The following is a 24,541-nucleotide window of genomic DNA, read 5'->3' on the forward strand; positions in this document are numbered from 1 at the left end:
CCTCATATTTTGGGGGGGTTGGGTGGTGCGCCGCCGCCCCCCTGGTTGTGGTACCCCGGGCTTTAATAACCCCCCGTTGCGGGCCGGTGCGCGGCCACCTCTCCCCCGCTTCGCGGCGGGCGAGGAACCCAAATCTTGAGAGGTCGAGACACCGCGCCTCTGCCTCCCCAGCAACCCTCTCAGAACTCGATGCCCTGCTGCGCCTTCACGCCGGCGGAGAAGTGGTGCTTGGTCACGCCCATCTCGGTGACCAGATCGGCCGCCTCGACCAATACCGGTTTGGCGTTGCGGCCGGTGACGACGACATGCAGGCCTTCGCGACGCGCCTTCAGCGCCGCTACCACCTTTTCGACGTCGAGATAGTCGTAACGCAGCGCGATGTTCAGCTCGTCGAGCACCACGAGGCTGATCGACGGCTTGGCCATCAGCTCCAGCGCTTTCGCCCAGGCAGCCTCGGCCGCCGCGATGTCGCGCTTCAGGTCCTGTGTCTCCCAGGTAAAGCCCTCGCCCATGGCGTGCCAGACGACACGGTCGCCGAAGGCGGCAAAGGCGTCTTTCTCGCCGGTATGCCACTTGCCCTTGATGAACTGAACGACGCCGACGCGCTTGCCATAGCCGAGCATCCTGAGCGCCAGCCCAAAGGCGGCCGTGGTCTTGCCCTTGCCCGGTCCGGTGTTGACGATCAGCAGCCCCTTCTCGACCGTCTTGGCCGCGACCTCGGCGTCCTGCACCGCCTTGCGCTTGGCCATCTTGGCGCGGTGGCGTTCTTCGTCCTTGGGATCGACAGTATCAGCCATGTCATTTCACCTTGAGCGGCAGCCCCGCCACCATCAAAAGCACGGTGCTGGCAACAGCCGCGACATCCTGATTCAACCGACCGGCGGCGTCGCGAAACCGTCTTGCCAGCGCATTGTCCGGCACGATGCCCTGGCCGACCTCGTTGGACACCACGAACCACGGCCCACGCGGCCGCGACAACACATCGGCCAGCCTCCGGCATTCGGCCTCGACATCATGGTCGGCCAGCATATGGTTGGTCAGCCACAGCGTCAGGCAGTCGATCAGCACCGGCTGGCTGTCAGGCAGCGCTCCGATCGCGCCGGCAAGGTCGAGCGGCGCATCGATGGTCGTCCAGCCGGCGCCGCGCCGCGAGCGGTGCAGCGCGATGCGCTGGCGCATCTCCTCGTCATAGGCCTGCGCGGTGGCAATATAGCTCCACGGCGCCGGACAGGCCGTTACCAGCCTCTCGGCATGCGCGCGCATTCCGGAGCGCGCCCCCCCGATGGCCCCGGGGAGTGCCCCGGCAGCGCGGTCAGGCAAAGCTGTCGCGCAGGCTGGTCGCCGTGCCCGTGAAGCGTCCGCGCACCACGCCGACGACCGCGCCGAGCACCAGCCAGAACACCAGATTGGTCAGCGTCACCGCCACCACGAACTGGTGGTGCAGGCCTTCCGGGATCGCCGTTTCGAAGCTATCGGGCTGCGGCGCGCCGACGATATGCGGCGCAACGATCAACGCCACGGCAAGAGCCACCAGCGGCAGCGATCTGCGGAAGACGATAAGGCCGAGACCGGCCGCTGTCGCCAGCACTGTTGCCCACCACCAGATCTGGCGTTGGACAAGGTCGGCCGCCGGCATCGCCGGCAGTTCCGGCGGCAGGCCGAGGCCCGGCGCCAGCGTGAACGCGGCAAAGCCGGCCAGCCCCCAGAACAGGCCCTGGCGCCAATTGCCGATGCCGCCGGCGAATTCCGAAACCGCAACCAGGACCAGCGCAAAGCCGATGCCGGTGACGATATTGGCAACGACGCTGAAGCCGAAGCGTTCGAAAACGTCCGCCGGCGCCCAGCCTTCGTCTTCCGCCGGAGCCATTGCTTCAGCCGGTGCCGGCGCGGCGCTGCTCATAGCCGTCGTGCCCGCAGCGTTTTCAGCCGGTGTCGCAGGTGCCGCGGCATGGTCATGGCCGCCGCCGGCCTGTTCGTAGACTTCCGCCTTCAGGATGAGCGGCACCGTGGCATAGGCTTGCATGCAGGCGAGAGCCACGCCGGCCACAAGCCCTGCGATCGCCGCGATGAACACGACGTTGCGAAACAGTGTCATGATGTCAGCCCCTTGTTAGTGGCAGGGAAAGCCCATCGAATGGCGATAGTCGTGCGCGGCATTGTGGACCGCATCGATATGCGAGAAGCCGACAAAGCCCATGACGAAAATGCCGAGGAATGCAGCAAGCGCCAGTTGCATGAGACGCGACTGCGAGGAGGCGGAAGCGCCGAGCGAAACGGAAGCGGTATTCATGTCTTGTCCTTTCGCCCTCCACCCGAGGGCATAGAAGTCAGTTTCCTGTCGCCGGCAGGTCTCCTGGCTCGCGGATCAGCGCCCTTCCCCACCTTCCCGAAGGCGAACCTTCAGTGGCATATGGAGAGGACTACCGCACACAGTTGCGGGGGCAGCCGCGGCATTGGGCAAACAATTTCGCCCGCACCGCATTCCCTCTTGGTTCCAAACGGAACCGACGACATCAGCGACTATAGGCAGAATCGCCGCGCCCGGCAAACCAAATTCCGCCGGATCGTGTGGCGAATGCGCCGCCTCGCCAAGTTCGCAGACCGGCGCCGCGATTGACAATTTTCGCAGCCGGGTGTCGGCTGGCGGTGGGGAGGAAGCCGGCATGCAACCCAGCCCGAACAAGCGATCCCTACAACGGCCTGACGCGGCCCGAGCCGACGCTGCCGTCAAACAGCCTATTGGGACATCGCAGCCTATCAGCGCGATCTCGAGGCCATCTGGTATCGCAACTGGCTGCTCGTCTGCCGCGACGCGAAGCGCTCGCCGATCCGGCCGCCGATATCGACAACATCGTCGCGTTCGGTACCCAGGTGCTGGAGGAGGATGCTGATATCTGCGAGGTCAACCAGATGGGCCTGCGCTCGATGCGCCACAAGGCCGGCGTACTGATGCCCGAGGAATACGACTTGCACCGCTTCCACAACTGGGTGCGCGAGCGCCATGCGGCGCTCACACATCAAAGCGATTTGGGCAGATAGCGCCAGGTGACGAAGCCGCAGGCCACCGCCAGCAGGCCGAGCGTCGCGAAAACAGCGCCCAGTCCGAAAAACGCCAGCACGCCGGCCAAAGGCTTTCCGGCTCTGGCCTAAAGCAGCTCTGATGCCGACCGGCGCCAACACGACGCAAGGCCCTGCTTCTTTTGACGGTGGCAACCGTGATAGTCGTCTTGCCGGGGCTGAACCAAGACAGCGAGACCATGAGCATCGACACGCCGAGCGCAGCCGTTCAGGATCAACCGAAGTCGAAGCGCATCGCCGCTATCGACATTGCACGCGGCATCGCTTTGCTTGCCATGGCGAGCTATCATTTCACCTGGGACCTCGAATTCTTCGGCTACACCGATCCCGGCCTCACCGCCTTCGGCTGGTGGAAAATCTACGCGCGCTGCATCGCCTCGAGCTTCCTGTTCCTGGTCGGCATCAGCCTCTATCTCGCCCATGGCAAGAAAATCCGCTGGACCGGCTTCTGGAAGCGCTTCGCCATGGTTGCCGGGGCAGCGCTCACAATATCGCTGGTCACCCGCATCGCCACGCCCGACGGCTTCATCTTCTTCGGCATATTGCACGAGATCGCGCTCGCCAGCCTGCTCGGCCTGGCGTTCCTGCGCCTCCCGGCGCTACTGACGCTTGCCGTGGCGGCCCTCGCTATTGCCGCGCCTTTCTACCTGCGATCTGAGCTTTTCGATCATCCGGCTTTGTGGTGGGTCGGCCTGTCGGCGACCAACCCGCGCTCCAACGACTACGTTCCACTGCTGCCCTGGTTCGGCGCCGTACTTGCCGGCATCGCGGTTACCAAGCTCGCCACCACCTCCGGCGCGCTGACGCGGCTGTCGGCCTTGGCGCCTGGCCGCTGGGCAAATCCGCTGGTCTTCATCGGCCGGCACAGCCTTGCCTTCTATTTGATCCATCAGCCGGTGCTGATCGGCTCGGTCTGGCTGTTTTCGCAATTCATGCCGGCGCAGGCCGAAACCAGGGAGGTGCGTTTTCTGAAATCCTGCCAGATATCCTGCGAGCAGGCACGCGACACCGAGTTCTGCTCCAGCTATTGTGCCTGCATGCTGGACACTCTCCAGGGCGAAGCCTCGCTTGACCGGCTCTACAGCAACGACCAGTCCCCGGAGTGGAAGGCGCATATTGGCGAGCTCGCCGGCACCTGCACCGCCCAAACCGAGGCGGCGGAACCGGGAACGCGCTAATCGAGGGAGGACAATAATGAGCGACAGTCACCCGAAACCCGTGCAGCAAAATCCTGGGCAGCCGAAGCTGGGGCACATCCCATGGCCGCCGCTGATCTATGTCGCCGCCATCATCGTCAGCGTCGCGCTAGGGCTGTTCTATCCGCTGCCGTGGATCGGCGATCTTCTCGGCGACATCCTGTTCGCCGCCGGCCTTGTGGGGTTGGTGGCGGTTGCCGCGCTCTGGTTCACGGCAATCCGCACCATGATCCGCGCCAAGACGACGCTCAACCCGAACGGCGTGCCTGACCATCTGGTGACCACCGGACCCTTCGCCGTCAGCCGCAACCCGATCTACCTCGCCAACACGCTGCTGCTGGTCAGCCTCGCCTTTGTCACTGGGATCGCCTGGTTCCTGCCGCTGGCAGTCATCGCGGCGTTCCTGACGCAGAAGCTGACGATCGAGAGCGAGGAGAAGGTGCTGACGGCCAAATTCGGCAAGAAATACCGGGACTACGCCAAAAGGGTGCGGCGCTGGATTTGAGCCGAGGCTGACACCGGCTTAGGTGGTGACGCCGAGCTCCACCAGCCGCTCGACACAGGATTCCTCGGCCTGGTCGAGCTCTGCCAGGGTCTCTTCGAGGTCGCGGCGTTTCTGGCGAAGATCCTCGCGCTTTTCCTCGATGCGTTTGATCATCAGCTTGAGCTGGCCTACCTCGCCGGGCGGCTCCCTGTACATCTGGATGATCTCGCGGATCTCGTTGATCGAGAAGCCGAGCCTTTTTCCCCGCATGATCTGGCGGATGAGATGCCGGTCCGACGGACGGAACAGCCGCGTGCGGCCGCGTCTTACCGGCTGCACCAGCCCTTCGTCCTCGTAGAAGCGCAACGTCCGCGTCGACACGTCGAATTCGCGGGTCAGCTCCGTGATCGAATAATATTCCCGCATCGTCACTCCAATGCCCCGGCCACGCCGCGAGTTCCAACTGGCCGGCGCCGCCAGCGCCCAGGCGCGTACCAGAATCGGCGGACAAGGCACCTTTCAAAGCCTCGCATGGCATTTACGTAAAAGTCAATTGAGGTGACGTTCAGCGCACGCCGAACCACCATGTGGCGAGCCCGAGAAAGGCAAAGAAACCGACGACATCGGTGACCGTGGTGACGAAAACCGCCGAAGCCACAGCCGGATCGATCTTGAAGCGGTCGAGCAGCAGCGGGATAAGGATGCCCGCCAGAGCCGCCACGAACATATTGATGATCATCGCAGCCGCAATGATGCCGCCGAGATTGCGATCGTGGAACCAGGCAGCAGCGACGAGGCCGATCAGGATGGCAAAAATGATGCCGTTGATGAAGCCCACCCCGATTTCGCGGCGGATGATGCGGCCGGCATTGTAGATGTCGAGGTCCCTGGTCGCCAGCGCCCGCACCGTGACCGTCATGGTCTGCGAGCCGGCATTGCCGCCCATGCCGGCGACGATCGGCATCAGCACCGCCAGCGCCACGATATGCTCGATGGTGCGGTCGAACAGGCCGATCACCGAGGCCGCCAGGAAAGCCGTCAAAAGATTGACCAGCAGCCACGGCACGCGCGAGCGCGAGGTCGAAAAGATGCTGTCCGAGAGTTCTTCGTCGCCGACGCCGCCCATGCGCAGCAGATCTTCCTCGGCCTCCTGCTGGATGACGTCGACGACGTCGTCGATGGTCAGCACGCCGACCAGCCGCTCGTTCTCGTCGACGACGGCGGCGGACAGAAGATCGTATTGTTCGAATTCGCGTGCCGCCTCCTCCTGGTCCATGGTGGCCGGGATGGCATGCCTGGTCTCATGCATGACCTCTTCGACTTTGACCGAGCGCTTGGTACGCAGGATCTGGTCGAGGTCGATGGCGCCGAGCAGCTTGAAGCTCGGATCGATGACGAAGATCTGGCTGAAACGGTCGGGAAGATTGTTGTCCTCGCGCATGTAGTCGATGGTCTGGCCGATCGTCCAGAACGGCGGCACCGCGACGAACTCGGTCTGCATGCGGCGGCCGGCGGTCTCTTCGGGATAGTCGAGCGAACGCCGCAGCCTGATCCGCTCGGTGAACGGCAGCTGCGACAGGATCTCGTCCTGGTCCTCCTGGTCGAGGTCCTCGAGAATGTAAACGGCGTCGTCGGAATCGAGCTCCTGCACCGCCTGGGCGATCTGCGCATTGGGCAGACTGTCGACGATGTCGCGGCGGATCGCCTCGTCAACCTCGGTCAGCGCGGAAAAATCGAAATCCTTGCCCAGCAATTCGACCAGCGCGCGTCGCTGTTCCGGGTGCAGGGCCTCGAGCAGGTGGCCGAGTTCCGACTGGTGCAGATCGTCGACTTCGCGCTTCAGCGTCAGTGTATCGCGATCGGCGATCGCGGCACCGATCTGGGCGAGGAACGACGACAGGATGACGCCGTCCTCGTCATAGATGTCGGCGCGGCGCTCCTCGGCCGCCCTGGCGCCGGTCATCTGTTCGTCCCTCCCGCCATCGGATTTCCGGATAAGGTGCCTGTCAGGTCTAACGCATGACCCTGACAATCGGAATCGATTTTGCGAAAGGACCATGCACAACGACAAATTGCTACAGCGCCGTTCGCGCGTCCAAACGACGCGGCGCATACCGGATGGTAGGAGGAGAGGACGTTCTACAAACCTGCGGCGCTGCAAACCTTCGCGGCGGCAGGTAAAGGGCAGCGTATCTCCCCGACCCGGTCAACCAGATGGGCAGATCGACACTGATTCAAAACGGCGAGGCCGACAGTGCGAGGGCCTCGCTGGTATTGGACTGGAAGGCTTCCCGATCAGGCGGCGTGGCGCTTGGCCTCAGCCGCATAGCGGTCCAGGAGACCGCTCCAGCCACCCTCGGATTCGAAGGCCTCGCGCATCGCCTCTGCGGTTTCGCCCATGTTCTCCAGAAGCCTGTGCTCGAGTTCCACACGCGTCGCGTTCTCGCCAAGCGCGACAAAGCGGATCTCGACTTCGGTCAGCAATGCCGGATCGTAGCGCCAGCCGGCTCCAATGCGCCAGGCGAGCGTCAGCCTTGACGGCGGATCCCAGGCGAGAACCTCGCCCCAATCGCATTGTGACCCATCCTCGCCGATCTCGTACCAGCGGCCGCCGGCTTTCGGTTCGATCACCGCGGTCGTCAGGGCGGATTTGCCGATCGAGTGCGAAGCCGGCCACCAGCGCCCGAATCCTGTGGTGAACATATCGAATGCCTTGTCGAGCGGCACCTCCACCGTCACCGACTTCCTGACCGGCGCGGGCTTGATCATGGTCGTCATTTCCTGTTCTCCTTGCTGTTGTCGACTTCCCGTTTGAAGGCGTCGAGCGCATCGCCCCACATGCGGTCGAGCCAGGCGCGCATCTCGCCGAGCCCATGCGGGTCGAGATGATAGATGTTGCTGGCACCTTTCGGCTCTGCGCGGACCAGCCGGGCTTCCTTCAAGACCTTGAGGTGCTGCGATACCGCCGGCTGCGAGACCGGAAGCACTCGCGTCAGATCTATGACCGAGCGTGGCCGATCGGCGATGAGCTCGAACACCTTGCGGCGCGTCGGATCGGCCAAGGCCACCATTCCTGCATAATCATAAATCATGACTTATGATAAGCTAAAACTTATGATAAGTCAACCGAGGGCGTGGCGGGCCCGTGTTCAAGCAACCGGCCGGCTCGGCCCCGAGGCTCCGGGGCAATTCCTTCACGCGGGGGCATGGACAGCGATGCGGATGCAAGACTGCTCAGGGAATCGATCCACCGCATGCGGGCCGGCCGGCAAATGTCGACCACCGGGGAAAAGTAAACCTGGCGGCAAGGTTTTTACCTTATCGGTGTATGTGTCTCTCCGGCGAAACGTTAAGAACGGGTAAATTGGTTTGGCCCTAACCACGGAAGCCTCTCGCTACAGGCCCTCCGCCCTATGGCAATCGCGCCTCTCCTTGTTCATGGCGACATACGTTTTAGGCGCATCTGCACTATATCCAGAAGTATTCTATACGTCAGCCTTAATCTATTCTCACAAATTTCTTGTTGGCATTCCGGTGTTGTTTATCGGTGGCGTCTGCTGTACCGCGCTAATCCATGGCCGGCGGCAACCGGTTCGCTACGCACTGGATTTGGTTCAAGGGCGCTGGCGCGGTTGCCTGCTGGTGCTGCTGTTCTTCTTTGCCAGCTTGACCGCGTTCTCTACCTACAAGATCGCCATCCCGTCCGTCGTCCCATACTATGCCGACAACTGGTTGGCCGACGCTGATGAATGGCTGCACGGGATGCCGCCATGGGAGATCGTCCATAAGCTCGACGGCAACAATTGGTCGTTCGTCGTCTTCAACAGCTACGAAGTCATTTGGTTTTACCAGTGGTTCGGCACCATCCTTTTCGTGTCGCTCTGGTCGGACGAGATTGCCCGCATCCGCTATCTCTGCGCAGCAGCGCTGACGTTGTCCGTCCTCGGAACGGTCTTGGCCCTGGCGCTGGCATCGGTCGGACCGGTTTACTACCACCACTTTGTCGGCGTGGATCGCTTCCACGGATTGAATGCGGCCCTGGACAGGCTGGACCACAGTTACATGGTGCGGGAACCCGCGGCATATCTCCTGATGGCTTACCAAAGCGGCCGGCCAAGTCTTGGCGGCGGCATCTCGGCCATGCCAAGCATGCATGTCGCCTTTGCCGCATTGAACGCCTATTTGCTGTCATCGATCAATCGCTGGCTTGGCGTTCTGGGTTGGACCTTTGCAGCCCTGATCCTGTACGGATCGGTGTTCACTGGCTGGCACTATGCCGTGGACGGCTACGCATCGATCGTTGTTGTGTCGGTGATCTGGTGGGCGACCGGACGCCTGGTGCGCGAATAGTTATGTGCGCTTGTCGATAGATGGCCATGCCCGCCGATGGCCACTTCGCATAAGCCAAACTCGCGACCGCAATCAGGCAAAAAGCACGTGCCCCGACAAGGACGCTCCCTGCCGTGCTCGAATTCAACGGGCAAGAGATTCCGCTTTCGAATTTAATGGTGCGGTCGAGATGCCGCGTTGATTTTAAAGCATTTTTCTACGATTCCGTGGCGATTTGTATTGAGGATGGGTCGGCAGCGGCAAAGCATGTAGTTCCAGCCAGCCACCATCGGCAGGCAGCTGGCAGCCTTGCCATCACATCCTCCTCTGACGAACACCTAGTACGGTCAACCCTTAGCTGCCGCGCCGCGCCGCTCGAGCGCGGTCTTGCGGATGGTTTCTGCGATCTCCGGGCTGCTGCTGCACAGCATCTGGAAATCCGCCGAGTGTAGCGACAGGAGTGAGACCACCGTTGTGGCGCTGACGGTCGCCGAGCGCGGTTCGCCGGTGATCAGCGCCATCTCGCCGAAGAAGGCGCCAGGGCCCAGATCCACCGGGTTCGGCGTCGCGACGCTGACGCGCCCCTCCACGACGAAGAACATCTGGTCACCGGTCTCGCCATTGCGGCAGATCACAGCGCCCGCCGGCACGATGCGAGGTCGTAATGCGCGCACGATCTCGACTAGTGTGGCCGGGCCGAGCTTCTGAAACAACGGCACGGCGGCGACCAATTGCCAATTGCGGACGAAATCCTCGCGACGGACTTCTTGATAAAAGCCGGTGGCAAGAATGCCAGCCCAGAGCGCGAAGATGCCGATGCCACTCATCATGACCGCCCCGGCAAGGACGCGGCCGGCGAAGCTTTCCGGAATAGCGTCGCCATAGCCGGTGGTGGACAGCGTGACCACCGCCCACCACATTGCCTGGGGGATGCTGCCGAACTGTTGCGGTTGGACGTCGCGCTCGATGACATAGGCTGCGAGCGCAAAACCGAAAAGAACGATGCCGAAGACGGTGGCGACGCCGATCAGGTTGCGCGCTTCGTTGGTCAGGATTCTGCCCAGCAGCGGGAAGAAAGTTGAATCGCGCAGCGGTTTCAGCAGCCAGACAGCACAGTAGAGGCTCCGGTCGGGCGTGCCGACGAGCAGAAATGCGGCTAGTGGAACCAAAACCGCGAGCACATCAATGGCGATTGCCGGCGTCCTGTCCCGAACGTCTCCCGCCCGGCGCTTGAGCAGTTTCTCGGCCAATTCCAGGAGATAGACGCCCCAAATGACCGCGAGCACGGCAGCCAAAGCCAGTCTGCTTCGTCCGGACAGGTCCGGTATCGTGAGCGTAGCCACCGCCACAAGCCCAGTCGCAGCCAGCACCGCGTTGAGCAGCGCGTAAATTCTTAAGAAAGGCAGTACCGACATTCTATGCCCACGAGCGGATACTACCCTCCAGAATAGGAGCCTTCAAGGCAAGCGCAAAGGTGCTTATTTTCGCTGCGATCGTCGCTGGACCATAGGCCATGAGCCATCCAATCAGGGTCGAGATCGAGCTGCCCCTCGAACCACACCCAGCGCCGGCTCCTCCGGCGCGACGATGAAGCGGAACTGATGCCGGTCGCCGCGGCCGCGCTCGACGAAGGCCTTGCCGTCGGCCTCGTCGTCGAAGGCCGAGTACACCCTGCCCTTTTCGCCGTCCCCTGGTCACGCCGTCGCGCTGGAGATAGCGCAGATGCGCATCGACAGCCTTGCTGGTCGTCACAAACTTTTGGCCGCGCCCGGTGGTCCCCTTCCCTCGTCCCGGCAGCTTGACGACGCGCGCCTTCACCACGACGCGGCGGGAGCGAAACCGGACGCCATTGGGATCCTGGCGCCACCCGCCGCCGTCCTTTGGCAACGCTGAGACCACCTTGCCTCCGCGGCCGCGGGCATTGAAGCGGCCATTCCCATTCCCGGCTCCGCTGCTTGCGCCGATGCGATAGGGATTACCGCCCTGCTTGCGGACGGCGATCTCGACCTGGCGCACGAAAGGCAGCGTCCGCAGATTGACCGGCGCGCGCCCATTCCGCGTCCGGCCGATGCGAACTTGGAATCTGTGGCTGTCACCATCTGCCATGACGACAGCATCGGGAGTCGGATTTCGCGCTTCAAGACGGCCGGAGCGCTGAGCATGCTATGGACTGCAATGACTTGCTGTGGCGTAGGATGGCGGATCGCACATCGCTGCGGCACCTAAACTTTCCTGTTCAGATCAGTGGGATAACGGACCAACCAGCACCCTTCGCACCTCGCGCCGTGCCGCTCGGTGTCCGCACGCGCCGGAAAAAACAATGTGCAGACAGACGCTTACGAGCGAAGCGAGGGCGAGCGCCAGCTCGCTTTATCTTGCCGTCCCTCCCGTCCCGCCCCCTCCTGAAACAACCCTCCCACCGCAATTCCCGCAACGCAACAAGCCGAAATGCATTCGACCAGGAATGCCACTGTCAACGTGACGCTGTAGAAGGGCGCTGGACAAACAGGCTATCTGCGGCGGGTCTCGCAGCCGGACACACAAGCTATCCGGCCGAGGCTCGACCGCAGTTAAGTCAACTACGGCAACGTTCGTCGGCGACCGACTGTTGGGCGAATGAATCGCCGCGAACACTGCCTCTGCCGCAACATTCGCGTCAACGGTCGCTACGCATTGCAACGTCATTCCGGATATCGCCCGTGCGCGAAAACCGGCGAATGGAGGGCGCTCGCCTCGCCCGCTCCCTGCCGAGAGCGCGTCGGAATGGAAACCGCACCATTGATCAGCGATGCGCGCAGCTTCCCGGAAACCATGGATCAGCGGATAAGATCGTGCTGCTGGAGCGCGCCCGCCATTCACCATGCGTGGGAGGTTCCGCGCAAATAGCCGACGCCGAATGGGTGAGCCAAGCATGCAGACATCATTGTCATGGTGCTGCGGACGACAGTGCATGCACCCCTATCCTGACGCACAGGCAGTCTGCCGCCGTGCTCGCTTCAAGGGCAAGGCTTCGTCGGCCGACCTGCTTGCCGCAAATTGCGTCGCGATGAGCGTCCGCAGCCATTGGCAAGCGTCCCGCCGCCCTTGACCTTCGCTACGCACGCCAGCCGCCTGACGGGAGATCGGGTCGGAGTGTTTAACCAGCGCCCGAGTTGACGCGAAAGGCTCGCTGAGGCGCAATAGGAGCATCCGATCAGCCTCGCTCGTCGCGCTCCGAGAGCCGGCTCCAGTGCAGGCCCTAAGCACTTTTCTCGGCATCCGATTGGAACAGAGTTGCGCGGATCGGGTTGCACGAAGGATGAATCGTCGATGCATACGGAGAGAGGGCGACAGCCTTCTCGCCGGTGCGATCCCACGCCGCACCGATCTCCATGTCTTTGTAGAGAACGCGGTGGTCTGGCATATTTTGGCATTCGATTTCTCGGCGGGCAGGATGGCAAGCTTCCCGTCGAGCGCCAGGGTTGAGATGTTGCCGAAGAAGCCGTCGTCGTTGCAGGTGAAGGTTCCGATCTGGGCCATTCCGTTGCACCTTTCATAAGCGTTGACGAAGTTTACTGCGGGCCGTCACGGCTCGCCGGAGAGCGTTGTGAACAACCCCAATGGCAGTTAAGTCGCCGGTGAGGAAGGCGCGCAAGGCACCTGCCAAAGTGTAACGTGCCGCATCTGACAGAGGTGCCAAGCAGTGGCGAACCTGAATATGGCGAAGCTCCGCCTTGCGGCTGGGCTTCGTGTTAGGTCGGATCACTCTGCGGCGCGGCGAGACCCGATGAGCGAGAACGCGCCCTCGGTGTCGGTCTCGACCGGGCTCGCAGATATCGGAGCGGAGAAGCTTGGATCGTCGAGCTTGACGGGGTAGTCGCGTCCCTCGCTCGAGGTCTTCTTCTATGCTGCCCCGAACTCGGTGTTATGCAGTGCGCCACGTAAGTTCGATGCGGAGTGAGGTGCCTTTGGCCCTTTTGGCCGATCCAATAACTCGATCCTTGTCTGGCACTTGCTTCTCCTCGCCCGGTGAAATCGAAATTTGTCCGGGACAATGGAACCGTGGACCCGAATGGCGCTGTCTTTCTTGATTGCCGTCAAATGTGGAACATCGACGTAGTGCATTGCGGATCGGCCCCCCAGGCCCGCCGGAGAGCACTGGTGCATGGAGGGGCCGTTGGTGCATGTAAATTCACCAGCTCATGTCGGCTGTCTCGACCCGGCGGTTCAGGTCACCTGAACAGCACGCCTACTGACCACTATCTATCACCTGGGCTACCTCGTACAGATTGGGATCGATCTCGTCCGTCAACTGATCGAAGTGACCCCACTCCTTGCGGAATTCCGGCGATTGATGAGCCGATCGCAAGAGATCGCGATTCTGCCATTGGACGTCGTTGACGATGCGCCGCCCGTCGAGGCTGCGATGCAGGCTGATTGAGATGAAGCCAGGCTGGCGCGCCATAAAGCGCGCTCGCTCGGTCACGACGGACAATGCCTCGGCCTGCTTGTCCGGTTCAGAATCGACGATGGTGATTTGGGTGACGGGCTGATCGTCGGTTCGGATGTGTGGCATAAACGACCTCACTTGATTGGCAATGGATTTGCCGTGTCACCGTTGGCGGTCGAGGGGCCCCCCGAGCGATCGAGCATCCGATCGATCTTGCTCGCCATGATGAAATCGTTCTCGTGCAGTCCTTTGATCTTCTTGGTGCTCAGGGACACCGTCACATAACCCCAGCCGAAGCTGATGTCGGGGTGATGGCCCTCGCTTTCGGCGAGCTCACCGATCTCCTGAACAAGGGTGAGCGCGTCCCGGAAATTGCGGCATCGAACGCTCCGCTGGATGCGGTGGGCATCGTCACCCAGCTCCCAATCAGGAGCCTGTGCCTGGAAGCGTTGGGCTTCATCACGCGTGAGCGGCGGGACGCCGCCGCGACAAGGCGTACATGTTTTCTCGGCAAGAGTGTCGGTCATGTTCTTCTCCAAGACCATTTTTAGCAGCAAAAACGACAGCGACGAGCGCCTATCGATCGATCTCCCCGAACACGATGTCGAGCGAGCCGATGATCGCCAAGATATCGGCTCGCATGTGCCCGCGTGCTGGGCCTTCCGTCGTCCTGGCTATAGTTTCAGGCGCCGCTCAGTAGTCCATTCCGCCCATTCCGCCCATACCTCCTGCGCCACCCATAGCGGACGCATCCTTCTGCGGAATGTCCGCGATCATTGCTTCAGCGGTGATCAGGAGCGCGGCAATCGAGCCGGCATCCTGCAGGGCCGTCCGAACGACCTTGGCGGGGTCGACGATACCGGCCTTGATCATGTCGACGTAGATCTCGTTCTGGGCATCAAAACCCTGATTGTGATCCTTGCTGTCGGCGAGCTTGCCGACGACGATCGAGCCCTCGACGCCGGAATTCTCGGCAATCTGGCGGATCGGCGCTTCAAGTGCTCTCAGCACAATCGAAATACCTGCCGTCATGTCAGCATTCGCGCCAGTAAGCTCAGTCAAAGCTGCCTTGGCGCGCAAAAGCGCAACACCGCCGCCGGCAACGATGCCTTCTTCCACGGCTGCACGAGTGGCGTTCAGCGCATCATCGATGCGGTCCTTCTTTTCCTTGACTTCCGTCTCGGTCGCGCCGCCGACGCGAATGACAGCAACGCCGCCAGCCAGCTTCGCCAGCCGCTCCTGGAGTTTCTCCTTGTCGTAATCCGAGGTCGTTTCCTCGATCTGCAACTTGATCTGCTGGACGCGCGCCTGGATGGTGGCTTTCTCGCCGGCGCCGTCGATGATCGTCGTCGTATCCTTCTCTATGAGCACGCGCTTAGCCCGCCCGAGCATGTCGATGGTGACGTTCTCGAGTTTGATGCCGAGATCCTCGGAAATCATCTGGCCGGCGGTGAGCACGGCAATGTCTTCCAGCATCGCCTTGCGCCGGTCACCGAAGCCTGGCGCCTTGACGGCCGCGACCTTGAGGCCGCCGCGCAGCTTGTTGACGACCAGCGTCGCCAGCGCCTCGCCTTCGACGTCTTCCGAGATGATCAGCAGCGGCTTACCGCTTTGAACCACAGCTTCGAGGATCGGCAGCAACGCCTGCAAGTTGCCGAGCTTCTTCTCATGGATGAGAACGTAAGGGTCCTCCAGCTCCGCGCGCATCTTCTCGGCATTGGTGACGAAATAGGGCGAGAGATAGCCGCGGTCGAACTGCATGCCTTCGACGACATCGAGTTCGGTTTCGGCTGTCTTGGCTTCTTCGACGGTGATCACGCCCTCATTGCCGACCTTGTTCATCGCCTTGGCGATCATGGCGCCGACCGACGCGTCGCCATTGGCGGCGATCGTACCAACCTGGGCGATCTCGTCCGAAGATTTGACTTTCCTGGCCCTGGTTTGAATGTCCTTCACCACAGCAGCCACAGCAAGGTCGATGCCGCGCTTGAGATCCATCGGGTTCATGCCCGCGGCAACGAATTTGGCACCTTCGCGCAGGATGGAAGCGGCCAGCACCGTGGCTGTCGTCGTGCCGTCGCCGGCAAGGTCGTTGGTCTTCGAGGCCACTTCGCGCACCATCTGGGCGCCCATGTTCTCGAACTTGTCGGCAAGCTCGATTTCCTTGGCGACGGCGACACCATCCTTGGTGATGCGCGGCGCGCCATAGGCCTTGTCGATGACGACATTGCGGCCTTTGGGGCCGAGCGTCACCTTGACGGCGTTGTTCAGAATTTCGACGCCGCGAAGCATCCGGTTGCGGGCATCGGTAGCGAATTTGATTTCCTTGGCAGACATGATTTTACGTCCAGTTCAGTCTTGAAATTGCGGGATCGGAAATCGCCCGGTCAGGCGGCTTTCTTGGCCGCTTTGGTCTTCTCGACGATGCCCAAAATGTCGCTCTCCTTCATGATCAGGAGGTCCTCGCCATCGATCTTGACCTCGGTGCCGGACCATTTGCCGAACAGGATGAGATCGCCGGCCTTGACGTCGAGCGGGATCAGCTTGCCGCTCTCGTTACGCGAGCCCGGGCCGACGGCGATCACTTCGCCTTCCTGAGGCTTTTCCTTGGCGGTGTCGGGAATAATGATCCCGCCCTTGGATTTGGTATCGCCTTCCGCGCGCCGAATGACGACGCGGTCGTGGAGTGGTCGGAATTTCATTGGGGTTCTTTCTGCCGCCGCACATAGAGCGACTGCAACACTTAACATAGCCCCTTTGGCACTCGAATGATAGGAGTGCCAAATTTTTAATTCCTCAACCGAAAATATTTGAAATGTAAATCAGTCGTTGTTACCGGCGCTTTTGGCCGTCCGAAAGGCGGAGCCATAAGCAATTTTATTGTAATTCATCCCTCTTACTTTTGCCGACAACAGACTATATTAACCCGCAATTACGCACCAAACCTATTGAGCCTTGATTGAATGTTTATATACAGTTCGCGAAAATTTGGCACGATTTGGCTTTCCCGGTCCCGATCGACATAGGTCCGCGACCTTCGACCAACCATGAAGCACCGAATTTTCGACGGCGAATGTATAGCGCTTATCCGGCGCGCATGTCGCTCTGTTCGAGCCTTTGAACCACGGCGCTGACCACGGATGTACTGGCAGCATTGGGATCTTTCCGGTTCGGATGGAAAAGATGCAGGAGGGGCGTCGGCGTGCTCCTGCGGAAAGCCGCACCCCCTCATGCAACGCAGCCTCCCCGCGTGGGGAGCGGTTGCCTGCGCTACGGCGGCGGCTTTCCATGCGAGCCGCTTCAAAAATGATGCTGCGAAACGGCGCTGGCTTTATCCGACGAACGCCTCACGCATCCGAGCGAACATGCCGGGCTGTCTCCCGGCAATCGCCGCACGGATGTGACGGGCGGCCGTTGCGGCGGTCACCGTCGCGCCGAAATGGCAATAGCAGATGATCTCATGCAATTGCCTGTCGGTCAGTTCGAAGAACCGCTTCGCTTCGCCGTAGTTGTCGTTTTCCAACCCGGCGGCGCGGAGGACAGGATCCTCGAAAGCGACTGAGATCGGCGAGCCGTCGCCGCGCATGGCCCCGCGTGCTCTAACCGGCTGATACTCGGTCTGGTGCAGCGTCGAGAGGCGCCGGTCAGGGTTCCGTTCAAGGAGCTCCGCCCAGTGTTCAAGACGCTCGCTGCGCGACATGGCCTGGCGCGGGTAGGCCTGATCGATCTCGGCGACGATCTGCAGTTGCTCGATCGTCTGGTGTTTCATTTTGGCCTCCTATTCGGACGATAGTTGGTCCACCCATATCCTTCTTATGCCTGCGGCCAGCGTGACTCCAACCGATCGTGAAGTCCAATCACGATGATGCTGGGAGGGCTTCCCCCACGAAAATGCGGAGGCTTCGCAAAGATCCGGCCATTAATTTGGCGAACGCGGTCAAATGCGCGGCTGTTCGACGATGTCGGTCTGGAGTCCGTGCCGATCGAGGTGATCGACGGGCAGAGTCTGTGCTGGAGTAGCCCGGCTCCATCGCTGGCCGGGCAGCGGGATCAAGCGAGTGGCAGTTTAGCTTCGAAACCGCCGTAATTCTGAACGCGCACAATGCGAAGAGACGCAAGGCCGCGAGCCTGCAACAGACGTTCGCTACGCGGTTCTTGACGGCTTGAGGTATGTTCAACCTTGGCGCTGACTTTTCCGAACCGAAGCCGCAGCTACGACGAGGCCGGACAATACCTCCATTTTCTCGGCTACGATGGCATGTTTGAAATGCCGTTCTTGATTGAGATTGAAGCGCTCGCGAACGCAAAACCGGAAGCAGCCACAGCCGAAGCGGGTTATTTGGCGACCTTCGATGCATCAAGGGACTCCATTCGTGATGTCGCGCGGAAAGCTTCCTCCCACGGCCGCAAGAACGTGTACCAGCCCAGAAGACCTCGACGCTTCGAACGGCGGACGAGCAAAGCGTTCCCCGTAAGGGATCGGCTTATCCCTGCGACCGCGGAGTTGTGCGGTTTCGACATGGTTGGCGACTACGTCCTTGTCCCCGTCGATTAGAGGATTATCCTTGACATGTTTGGGCGAGGCGATCGCCCATGGAGGTTGTCATGGCAGACGACAAGTCAAAGCGTGGTCCGCAAGACAGAGCACGGGTCGACGGTGGCGAAGACTATGAAGTCGGGTACCTCATGAAGAAGCACCATCTCGAACGGGCTGATGCCCTCAGGCTGGTAAAAAAGTATGGAAACAACCGCGCAAAGATCGAAGAGGAACTCTTTGCCCGAAAGGTTTGATCGCGTATTCCCGTGAGGCTGGCATAGAGCCGAGCACGCCTGAGTGTGACCAGGCTGCAGGCATAATCATGGCGCTTTTCGGCAACGGCATCGGCACTGCTGAGGAATTGAAGGCAGCGCTCCAGTTCCGTTTGGAGAGTGAGTTGCGACGGCACGGTCAACGCCTATCCCGCCTAGCTGAGAACCGCTCTAGATCGTAATTGTACATCGAATTCCAAGTGGAGGTCGCGTTAGATGCAAAACGCGAGCCTCTGAAGAAAACCATTGTCCAATTAAGGCAGTGGGTTTGGAGGCTGTATGAAAGGGGTCGTTGTTTGGCGCTATTTCACTGGCATGCCGTGTCAGAAGCACGCGGGCCTCCGGGGAGTAACATGCTGCTGAGGCTGGACCAGATCGACAAATTCTACCCCACTGGCGAAGGGCCGTTGCATGTTCTGCACGGGATCGATCTTTCGCTGGAGGCGGGCAAGAGCCTTGCGCTGACCGGCGAGTCTGGCAGCGGCAAGAGCACGCTTTTGCACCTCGTTGCAGGGCTCGACAGCCCTGATGCGGGAGAAATCCACCTTGGCGGTACCAATATTGTGGGGCTGAACGATACGGCCCTTGCCGCCCTGCGGCGGGGAACAGTCGGACTTGTGTTCCAGCAGTTCAACCTGATCCCTTCGCTTGATGTGGCAGCCAACCTTGCCTTTCAGGCTCGACTTGCCGGCCGTCCTGATCCGGCGTGGCTGAAGGTCCTTGCTGAACGGCTGGGCCTGGCCAAGGTCCTAACGCGCTACCCTGAACAGCTGTCGAGTGGGCAACAACAGCGGGTGGCGATTGGGCGGACCCTAGCCGTTCGGCCCCGGCTGGTTTTGGCCGATGAGCCCACGGGCAATCTCGATGAGGCAACAGGGGACGCTGTACTCGATCTTATGCTGTCGCTGGTGGCTGAAACGGGTGCCGCCCTGTTAATGGTTACCCATTCCAACCGTCTGGCAAACCGGCTGAACGCCCACGTTCACCTGCACGCGGGACGGCTGGCTTGATGGTGTGGACCGGGTTGTCAGCGCTCTTGTCGCATTGGCGCAGGCGGCCTGTCCAACTGGCGATGCTGCTTTTGGGGCTATCGCTGGCAACGGCGTTGTGGTCAGCGATTCAGGCGATCAACGGTGAGGCGCGGGCGAGCTATGACCGTGCAGCGGCGATCCTTGGGCAGGACCGGCTCGCGCAACTGGTGCGTGAGGACGGGACCCGGATGGATCAACAGGTGTTTGTGAGACTGCGGCGAGCAGGCTGGCTGGCTTCGCCGGTGATTGAAGGTGAAATGCGGTTTGGGGATGTGCGGTTGCGCGTCCTCGGCATTGACCCACTGACTTTGCCGCCGCAGGCGCAGCAGGTGGATGTTGCAGTGGGTGATGAGCTATTGCCGTTCATCACGGCGCCCGGGGTGCTCTATGCAACTCCGGAAACCGCGGCACGACTAACCGAGCAAGCAACACCTCCCGTGCGCGTGGCCGAGGGTTTGCCGCCTGGCACAGTCCTCACCGACATCGGGCAGGCGCAGGTCTTGCTTGGGGCAAAGGACAAGATCTCTCGTCTTTTGCTCTGGCCGGACCAACCGATTGGCCGTGCCCCTCTAGAGGTGACAGCCCCCGGCCTGACCCTGCGCGAGCCGAGTGAAACGGGGGATCTTGCCAGGCTGACCGACAGTTTTCACCTGAACCTGACGGCTTTCGGTTTTCTTGCCTTTGCGGTGGGGCTCTTCATCGTGCATTCCGCCATCGGTCTGGCTTTTGAACAGCGCCGCCCGGTGTTTCGCACGCTGCGCGCACTGGGCTTGCCGGCCCGCGTGCTGGTCCTTTTGCTGATCGCCGAGCTGCTGATCTTCGCCCTCCTCGCGGGATTGGTGGGCGTGGCACTTGGCTATGTAGTCGCCTCGGCCCTTTTGCCCGACGTCGCCGCCACCCTGCGCGGACTTTACGGGGTCGATGTGCCGGGAACGCTGTCGATCCGCCCCGCAGTGTGGGCAGCGGGGCTGGCGATCGCGGTAATCGGCACGCTGGTAGCGGCCGCACAAAGCCTCTGGCGGCTATGGCACCTGCCGCTGCTTGCGCCGGCCCAGCCTCGGGCCTGGGCGCGGGCTTCAGAGCGGGCCCTGCGCGCGCAAGGCGTGGCTGCGATGGTGCTCCTGTTGACGGCGGCGGGAATTGCACACTTCGGATCCGGCCTCGAGGCGGGCTTTGCGCTTCTGGCGGCACTGCTGATGGGGGCGGCACTGGCGCTGCCGCTCGTGCTGACGGGGATATTGCACCTTGGCGGCCGCTTGGCGCGTGGACCATTGGCTGAATGGTTTTGGGCCGACACGCGTCAACAGCTTCCCGGCCTGTCATTGGCGCTAATGGCACTGCTGCTTGCGCTGGCCGTCAATGTGGGCGTCAGCACGATGGTGTCGAGCTTTCGGCTGACCTTCACCGGCTGGCTCGATCAGCGTCTCGCCTCAGAGCTTTACGTGACCGCCCGCACCGAAGCAGAGGCCACGGCGATACGCGACTGGCTGGCCCAGCGCAGCGACGCGGTCCTGCCGATCTGGAGCATTGAGGGCCGGGTCGCAGGCCAGCCCGCGGCAATATACGGCGTGGCCGATCATGGCACCTATCGCGACAACTGGCCGATCCTCTCTGCAGTGCCGGGGGTGTGGGACCGGATCGCCACAGGCGACGGCGCCCTGATCAACGAACAACTGGCGCGGCGCCAGGAGTTGGGCTTAGGGGACCAGATCACGCTGCCCGGTGGCTGGCGGGCCAGCATCGTCGGCGTCTATGCCGACTATGGCAACCCGATCGGCCAAGTGATCATCGGGATCGACACACTGCTCCAGCACTATCCTGACGTCTCCCGCCTGCGCTATGCCATTCGGATTGCCCCCGGCAAGGCCGAAGCACTGGCTGCGGGTTTGCGGGCGGAATTCGGGCTGCCCGCGCAGAACGTGATTGACCAGGCCGGGATCAAGGTCTTTTCGCTCAAAGTGTTTGAGCGCACATTCAGAGTGACAGCCGCGCTGAATGTGCTGACGCTGGGAGTCGCGGGGCTGGCGATGTTTGCGAGCCTCATGACCCTGTCGGGGATGCGCCTACCGCAACTGGCGCCGGTCTGGGCCATGGGTCTGCCCCGCCGCCACCTCGTATGGCTGGAGCTTTGGCGCGGCTTGTTGTTGGCAGCCTTGACCATGCTGGCCGCTCTGCCTGTAGGTATCGGGCTCGCCTTTGTTCTAATGGCGGTGGTGAATGTGGAGGCTTTTGGCTGGCGTCTGCCGATGCACCTTTTTCCCGGTGACTGGGCGCGGCTGGCGGCGCTCGCGTTGCTGGCGGCCGGACTTGCAGCCGCCGTGCCTGCCTGGCGGCTGGCGCGTCTTTCGCCATCGGATTTGCTGAAGGTATTTGCACATGAGCGTTAGAGCATTGCTGATCTACATGAGCTTGGCCGCACCTGCCTTTGGCCAGGGTTTTGCTGGGCTTGGCACAGAGGCTGACGGGTTTTCAGTGCCGCAGCCGGGGACTGCATTCAACTTTCCGGCAGACCACGGCCCGCACCCCGGTTACCGGATCGAATGGTGGTATTTGACGGCCAACCTGCAAGCTGCGGATGGAGCGGACTATGGCGTGCAATGGACTCTTTTCCGATCCGCCCTGGCCCCGGTGGAGCGGTCCGGCTGGTCCAGTCCGCAGCTTTGGATGGGCCATGCCGGGCTGACGACGCGAACGCACCAATTCGTGGCCGAACGGCTGGCACGGGGCGGCATCGGCCAGGCGGGGGTTTCGGCTGCACCCTTTGCGGCCTGGATTGACAACTGGCAGATGGCAGGTCGGGCCCTGCCAGAGGCGGATGCGCTGTCGGCGCTCGATCTGCACGCGGCGGGACAGGCGTTTTCCTACGAACTGGCACTGGACGCCAAAGGCCCTCTGGTGCCGCAGGGAGTGCAGGGCTACTCGGTGAAATCCGAGAAGGGGCAGGCGAGCTATTACTACTCGCAACCATTCTACCACGTGACCGGTACACTGACCCTTCCGGCGGGCGTGATCGCGGTGTCCGGTCAGGCGTGGTTGGACCACGAATGGTCCTCGCAGCCGCTGGCTGAGGATCAGACCGGGTGGGACTGGTTCTCCTTGCATTTCGACGGCGGCGAAAAGATGATGGGCTTTCGCCTGCGCGACGGAGGCGCGGGCTTTACATCGGCCACATGGATCAAGGCCGACGGCAGGCCGCAGCCGCAGGCCCCCGGCGCGCTAAGGGTGACGCCGCTCGAAACGGCGGCAGTCGCGGGACGTAGCGTGCCGATCCGCTGGAGGGTGCAATTGCCGGAAAACGGAGTGGATGTGACCATCCGGACGCTAAACCCAGAAGCCTGGATGGACACACGCTCTCCCTATTGGGAAGGCCCGATCCGATTTGAGGGCACCCATGCCGGGCGCGGCTATCTCGAGATGACAGGCTATGAGTGACTGGAGGACACTGCTCAATCGCGAGATCGCGACGGTTGGCGAATTGCCGAAAATGGAGAAGGTTAGTTTCCAGCGCCCTTCCCTCTACCACCACCTCAAACCCACTATCTCAGGTAATGGCTCTGGCGATGTAGCGGTCCTGCGCCGCCACCTACCACTACATGGCCCCGAATTGCGGATCGATGTTGCGTGGCCGGAGATGGGCGCGCATCTGCGTAGTGCAGAGTTGCCGCGAGCGTGTTTTCCGATTTCTACGTCGAAGCACCACCGCTGCACGCGTCAATCTTGTCGGTGTCGATCTCCATGCCAAGCAGTCTAACACGCGAAACGGCGTCTGCCGCGGTCCACACCGGATGGTTACGCTGCACGGCGCATTCTGCCGATGATTGAGGTTCATGAAGGCCTTCCCGCAAAATATGCGCCTTAATGCCCGGCCTCACGGCCTCACGCAATCCAGACATTTTCAACTCGCCACACGAAAAAACCGCCTCGGTTAGACCGAGACGGTTATCGTACTATGACAGAAGTGGTTGCGGGGACACGCAACCACCGATACCGACATCATTAACGTGACGATTTGAGAGGTCCAGGCCAGCATTGCAGGGAGGCGACTTGGTGGGCTCGGAGGGATTCGAACTCCGCGCTTGGAAAAGCGTCCCTCTCGTCTTCACCGTGCAGGCCGCTTACTCTGGGCGGCAGAGTGCCCTTCCGCGCTTCGCCAAACCTGCCGTGGGAAAAGCCTTGCCGTTTTTTCCGGCGGGGCTTTGATCAGATCGCGACTATTAGTGATTTATGCTGGAACTGGTTGCGGAGGTTGGAGTCGGACCGATTTGCGCCGATTAAGAAGCCCGTCAGCAAACGAACTCGGTCACAGCACTGTATTGGCGGTATCCCTCTAGCGACTTGAACGCCCCGGCCGTTGCTTAGGTCGCGCCCACCCTTTTGCACGCGCCCCCTGCCCGGCCGTTGAACCCGTTGGGCGGCTTGCTAGTCTGCCAAGCTCCTAACAGGGATAGCAACCTGGAATGAACACAGCACTGCTTTTGATGGCTCAGTATGGTGGCAAGGCCATCATCCCGATCGATGAGGTCTGCCGAGACTATTTCTCCCACCTGACGCCGCCGAAGTTGGTCCGAAAGATTTCCATGGGGGAAATTGCCCTTCCGCTCGCGCGGATCGAGGACAGTCAGAAGTGTGCCAAGGGCGTCCATCTCGCCGATTTGGCCAAATACCTTGAGTTCCGGACTGAGGCTGCGAGAAAGGAAATGAGGGGTCTCACGGAGTAGCGAGGGAGCGTGAATGAGGTTTCGTTCAGCCCTCCCGTACACAGCCGCCCGCGGCTTATGGCCTGATGAGCGACGAACTGGATCAACCGTTTCAAGGCCGGTACTGCATTTGGTACAGCACCACTTCAACAAAGACGCGTAATCGACTGTCTGAACTGCATGTTTGTTGGGACTGCGTCCCATCTGATGTTGGACACGATGGTACAACTTTGCAGTATCAAACGAGGCGTTTCGCGAAATGATCCTACAGAACACGCATGTGTCCCTGCGACGAGCCGAAGCAGCGCACCGGCTGCGTGGAACACGCTGACGGGAGGGGCCTGAAAAAGGAAGATTATTAGTCGGCTGCCGAGGTCATTATGAATTCAAATGCCGTCAGCTATTTGTACAGTTCTGGCTTACTCATTGCGCCAATAACTGCCTTTTCGCCCTTCTGATAGTGATTGCAGACCCGCCTCGGCGGCGAT

At 61.5% G+C, this 24,541-nt stretch carries 26 protein-coding genes, 2 pseudogenes and 1 riboswitch; of the genes and pseudogenes, 10 read left to right on the plus strand and 18 right to left on the minus strand.

The features are described from left to right. Positions 1–179: 179 nt before the first annotated feature. The 4 genes from cobO to NKJ55_RS11265 are packed head-to-tail and all read right to left on the minus strand — an operon-like array spanning position 180 to position 2,290. Positions 180–797 carry a cob(I)yrinic acid a,c-diamide adenosyltransferase gene (gene cobO / locus NKJ55_RS11250; protein WP_352449967.1) on the minus strand — a complete coding sequence of 206 codons (618 nt, stop codon included), beginning with the start codon at positions 795–797 and terminating at the stop codon, positions 180–182. Position 798: 1 nt separating this feature from the next. After that, positions 799–1,320, minus strand: a complete 522-nt coding sequence (gene cobU / locus NKJ55_RS11255) for a bifunctional adenosylcobinamide kinase/adenosylcobinamide-phosphate guanylyltransferase (protein WP_352449968.1) — start codon at positions 1,318–1,320, stop codon at positions 799–801. After that, positions 1,313–2,095, minus strand: coding sequence for a CbtA family protein (locus NKJ55_RS11260; RefSeq protein WP_352449969.1), 783 nt, complete (start codon positions 2,093–2,095; stop codon positions 1,313–1,315). The genes cobU and NKJ55_RS11260 overlap by 8 nt, the downstream gene beginning before the upstream one ends. A 15-nt stretch (positions 2,096–2,110) precedes the next feature. Beyond that, a complete protein-coding gene (locus NKJ55_RS11265; protein ID WP_023676561.1) occupies positions 2,111–2,290 on the minus strand; it encodes a CbtB domain-containing protein in 180 nt (59 codons plus the stop codon). 36 nt (positions 2,291–2,326) lie between these two features. After that, positions 2,327–2,524, minus strand: a riboswitch (cobalamin riboswitch). Positions 2,525–2,871: 347 nt separating this feature from the next. Here NKJ55_RS11265 and NKJ55_RS11270 point away from each other — a divergent pair. From NKJ55_RS11270 to NKJ55_RS11280, 3 genes are all read left to right on the plus strand, one after another. Next, positions 2,872–3,039: an SRPBCC family protein gene (locus tag NKJ55_RS11270; RefSeq protein WP_352450124.1), complete on the plus strand. Its 168-nt coding sequence runs from the start codon at positions 2,872–2,874 to the stop codon at positions 3,037–3,039. A gap of 218 nt (positions 3,040–3,257) precedes the next feature. Beyond that, positions 3,258–4,256 carry a heparan-alpha-glucosaminide N-acetyltransferase gene (locus NKJ55_RS11275; RefSeq protein WP_352449970.1) on the plus strand — a complete coding sequence of 333 codons (999 nt, stop codon included), beginning with the start codon at positions 3,258–3,260 and terminating at the stop codon, positions 4,254–4,256. 16 nt (positions 4,257–4,272) lie between these two features. Continuing rightward, positions 4,273–4,779 carry a methyltransferase family protein gene (locus NKJ55_RS11280; protein WP_352449971.1) on the plus strand — a complete coding sequence of 169 codons (507 nt, stop codon included), beginning with the start codon at positions 4,273–4,275 and terminating at the stop codon, positions 4,777–4,779. Positions 4,780–4,797: 18 nt separating this feature from the next. Here the strand turns inward: NKJ55_RS11280 and NKJ55_RS11285 are convergent, their stop codons facing one another. The 4 genes from NKJ55_RS11285 to NKJ55_RS11300 all read right to left on the minus strand — a co-directional run bounded on the left by NKJ55_RS11285 (position 4,798) and on the right by NKJ55_RS11300 (position 7,850). Continuing rightward, positions 4,798–5,184: a MerR family transcriptional regulator gene (locus NKJ55_RS11285; protein ID WP_023676566.1), complete on the minus strand. Its 387-nt coding sequence runs from the start codon at positions 5,182–5,184 to the stop codon at positions 4,798–4,800. Between the two features lie 139 nt (positions 5,185–5,323). Continuing rightward, a complete protein-coding gene (mgtE, locus tag NKJ55_RS11290; RefSeq protein ID WP_352449972.1) occupies positions 5,324–6,721 on the minus strand; it encodes a magnesium transporter in 1,398 nt (465 codons plus the stop codon). A 332-nt stretch (positions 6,722–7,053) separates the two neighbouring features. After that, positions 7,054–7,536, minus strand: coding sequence for an SRPBCC family protein (locus tag NKJ55_RS11295; protein WP_352449973.1), 483 nt, complete (start codon positions 7,534–7,536; stop codon positions 7,054–7,056). Beyond that, positions 7,533–7,850 carry an ArsR/SmtB family transcription factor gene (locus NKJ55_RS11300; RefSeq protein ID WP_352449974.1) on the minus strand — a complete coding sequence of 106 codons (318 nt, stop codon included), beginning with the start codon at positions 7,848–7,850 and terminating at the stop codon, positions 7,533–7,535. Before NKJ55_RS11300 ends, NKJ55_RS11295 begins: the two co-directional genes overlap by 4 nt. A 346-nt stretch (positions 7,851–8,196) precedes the next feature. Here NKJ55_RS11300 and NKJ55_RS11305 point away from each other — a divergent pair, with 346 nt between their 5' ends. Continuing rightward, positions 8,197–9,108, plus strand: coding sequence for a phosphatase PAP2 family protein (locus NKJ55_RS11305; RefSeq protein WP_352450126.1), 912 nt, complete (start codon positions 8,197–8,199; stop codon positions 9,106–9,108). 326 nt (positions 9,109–9,434) lie between these two features. On the opposite strand, the gene NKJ55_RS11310 is transcribed toward NKJ55_RS11305, so the two are convergent. The 10 genes and pseudogenes from NKJ55_RS11310 to NKJ55_RS11355 all read right to left on the minus strand — a co-directional run bounded on the left by NKJ55_RS11310 (position 9,435) and on the right by NKJ55_RS11355 (position 17,285). After that, positions 9,435–10,502 carry a cyclic nucleotide-gated potassium channel gene (locus NKJ55_RS11310; protein ID WP_352449975.1) on the minus strand — a complete coding sequence of 356 codons (1,068 nt, stop codon included), beginning with the start codon at positions 10,500–10,502 and terminating at the stop codon, positions 9,435–9,437. Positions 10,503–10,613: 111 nt separating this feature from the next. Further along, the gene (locus NKJ55_RS11315) at positions 10,614–10,757 is read right to left on the minus strand and encodes a hypothetical protein (protein WP_352449976.1); all 144 of its coding nucleotides are present in this window, start codon (positions 10,755–10,757) and stop codon (positions 10,614–10,616) included. A 1,568-nt stretch (positions 10,758–12,325) separates the two neighbouring features. Next, positions 12,326–12,490 (minus strand): DUF736 family protein, encoded by a 165-nt coding sequence (locus NKJ55_RS11320; RefSeq protein ID WP_352449977.1) that lies wholly within the window; start codon positions 12,488–12,490, stop codon positions 12,326–12,328. Positions 12,491–12,828: 338 nt separating this feature from the next. Then, positions 12,829–12,957, minus strand: a pseudogene (locus NKJ55_RS11325) (DUF736 family protein); the annotation flags it as partial. A gap of 358 nt (positions 12,958–13,315) precedes the next feature. Next, on the minus strand, positions 13,316–13,642 hold the full coding sequence (locus NKJ55_RS11330; RefSeq protein WP_352449978.1) for an antibiotic biosynthesis monooxygenase family protein: 327 nt from the start codon (positions 13,640–13,642) through the stop codon (positions 13,316–13,318). An 8-nt stretch (positions 13,643–13,650) separates the two neighbouring features. Next, the gene (locus tag NKJ55_RS11335) at positions 13,651–14,043 is read right to left on the minus strand and encodes a 4a-hydroxytetrahydrobiopterin dehydratase (protein WP_352449979.1); all 393 of its coding nucleotides are present in this window, start codon (positions 14,041–14,043) and stop codon (positions 13,651–13,653) included. Between the two features lie 49 nt (positions 14,044–14,092). Beyond that, positions 14,093–14,167 (minus strand): annotated as a pseudogene (locus tag NKJ55_RS11340) (NADH-quinone oxidoreductase subunit D-related protein); the annotation flags it as partial. A gap of 42 nt (positions 14,168–14,209) precedes the next feature. Then, a complete protein-coding gene (gene groL / locus NKJ55_RS11345; RefSeq protein ID WP_352449980.1) occupies positions 14,210–15,853 on the minus strand; it encodes a chaperonin GroEL in 1,644 nt (547 codons plus the stop codon). 50 nt (positions 15,854–15,903) lie between these two features. Then, on the minus strand, positions 15,904–16,218 hold the full coding sequence (groES, locus tag NKJ55_RS11350; protein ID WP_352449981.1) for a co-chaperone GroES: 315 nt from the start codon (positions 16,216–16,218) through the stop codon (positions 15,904–15,906). Between the two features lie 629 nt (positions 16,219–16,847). Next, entirely contained in the window at positions 16,848–17,285 is a 438-nt protein-coding gene (locus NKJ55_RS11355) for a hypothetical protein (RefSeq protein ID WP_352449982.1), read from the minus strand. Between the two features lie 411 nt (positions 17,286–17,696). On the opposite strand from NKJ55_RS11355, the gene NKJ55_RS11360 reads away from it, so the two are divergent. The 6 genes from NKJ55_RS11360 to NKJ55_RS11385 all read left to right on the plus strand — a co-directional run bounded on the left by NKJ55_RS11360 (position 17,697) and on the right by NKJ55_RS11385 (position 24,074). After that, a complete protein-coding gene (locus NKJ55_RS11360) occupies positions 17,697–18,071 on the plus strand; it encodes a DUF1488 family protein (protein ID WP_023676577.1) in 375 nt (124 codons plus the stop codon). A gap of 50 nt (positions 18,072–18,121) precedes the next feature. After that, entirely contained in the window at positions 18,122–18,307 is a 186-nt protein-coding gene (locus tag NKJ55_RS11365) for a DUF3606 domain-containing protein (RefSeq protein ID WP_023676578.1), read from the plus strand. A gap of 371 nt (positions 18,308–18,678) precedes the next feature. Further along, a complete protein-coding gene (locus NKJ55_RS11370; RefSeq protein WP_031211739.1) occupies positions 18,679–19,335 on the plus strand; it encodes an ABC transporter ATP-binding protein in 657 nt (218 codons plus the stop codon). After that, on the plus strand, positions 19,335–21,743 hold the full coding sequence (locus tag NKJ55_RS11375) for an ABC transporter permease (protein ID WP_352450127.1): 2,409 nt from the start codon (positions 19,335–19,337) through the stop codon (positions 21,741–21,743). The genes NKJ55_RS11370 and NKJ55_RS11375 overlap by 1 nt, the downstream gene beginning before the upstream one ends. Next, positions 21,733–22,788, plus strand: coding sequence for a lipocalin-like domain-containing protein (locus NKJ55_RS11380; protein ID WP_352449983.1), 1,056 nt, complete (start codon positions 21,733–21,735; stop codon positions 22,786–22,788). Before NKJ55_RS11375 ends, NKJ55_RS11380 begins: the two co-directional genes overlap by 11 nt. Before the next feature lie 1,025 nt (positions 22,789–23,813). Continuing rightward, the gene (locus NKJ55_RS11385) at positions 23,814–24,074 is read left to right on the plus strand and encodes a pyocin activator PrtN family protein (protein ID WP_352449984.1); all 261 of its coding nucleotides are present in this window, start codon (positions 23,814–23,816) and stop codon (positions 24,072–24,074) included. Positions 24,075–24,541 lie beyond the last annotated feature (467 nt).

Origin of the sequence: Mesorhizobium sp. M0106, assembly GCF_040322715.1 — a bacterium.
Classification (GTDB): Bacteria; Pseudomonadota; Alphaproteobacteria; order Rhizobiales; family Rhizobiaceae; genus Mesorhizobium.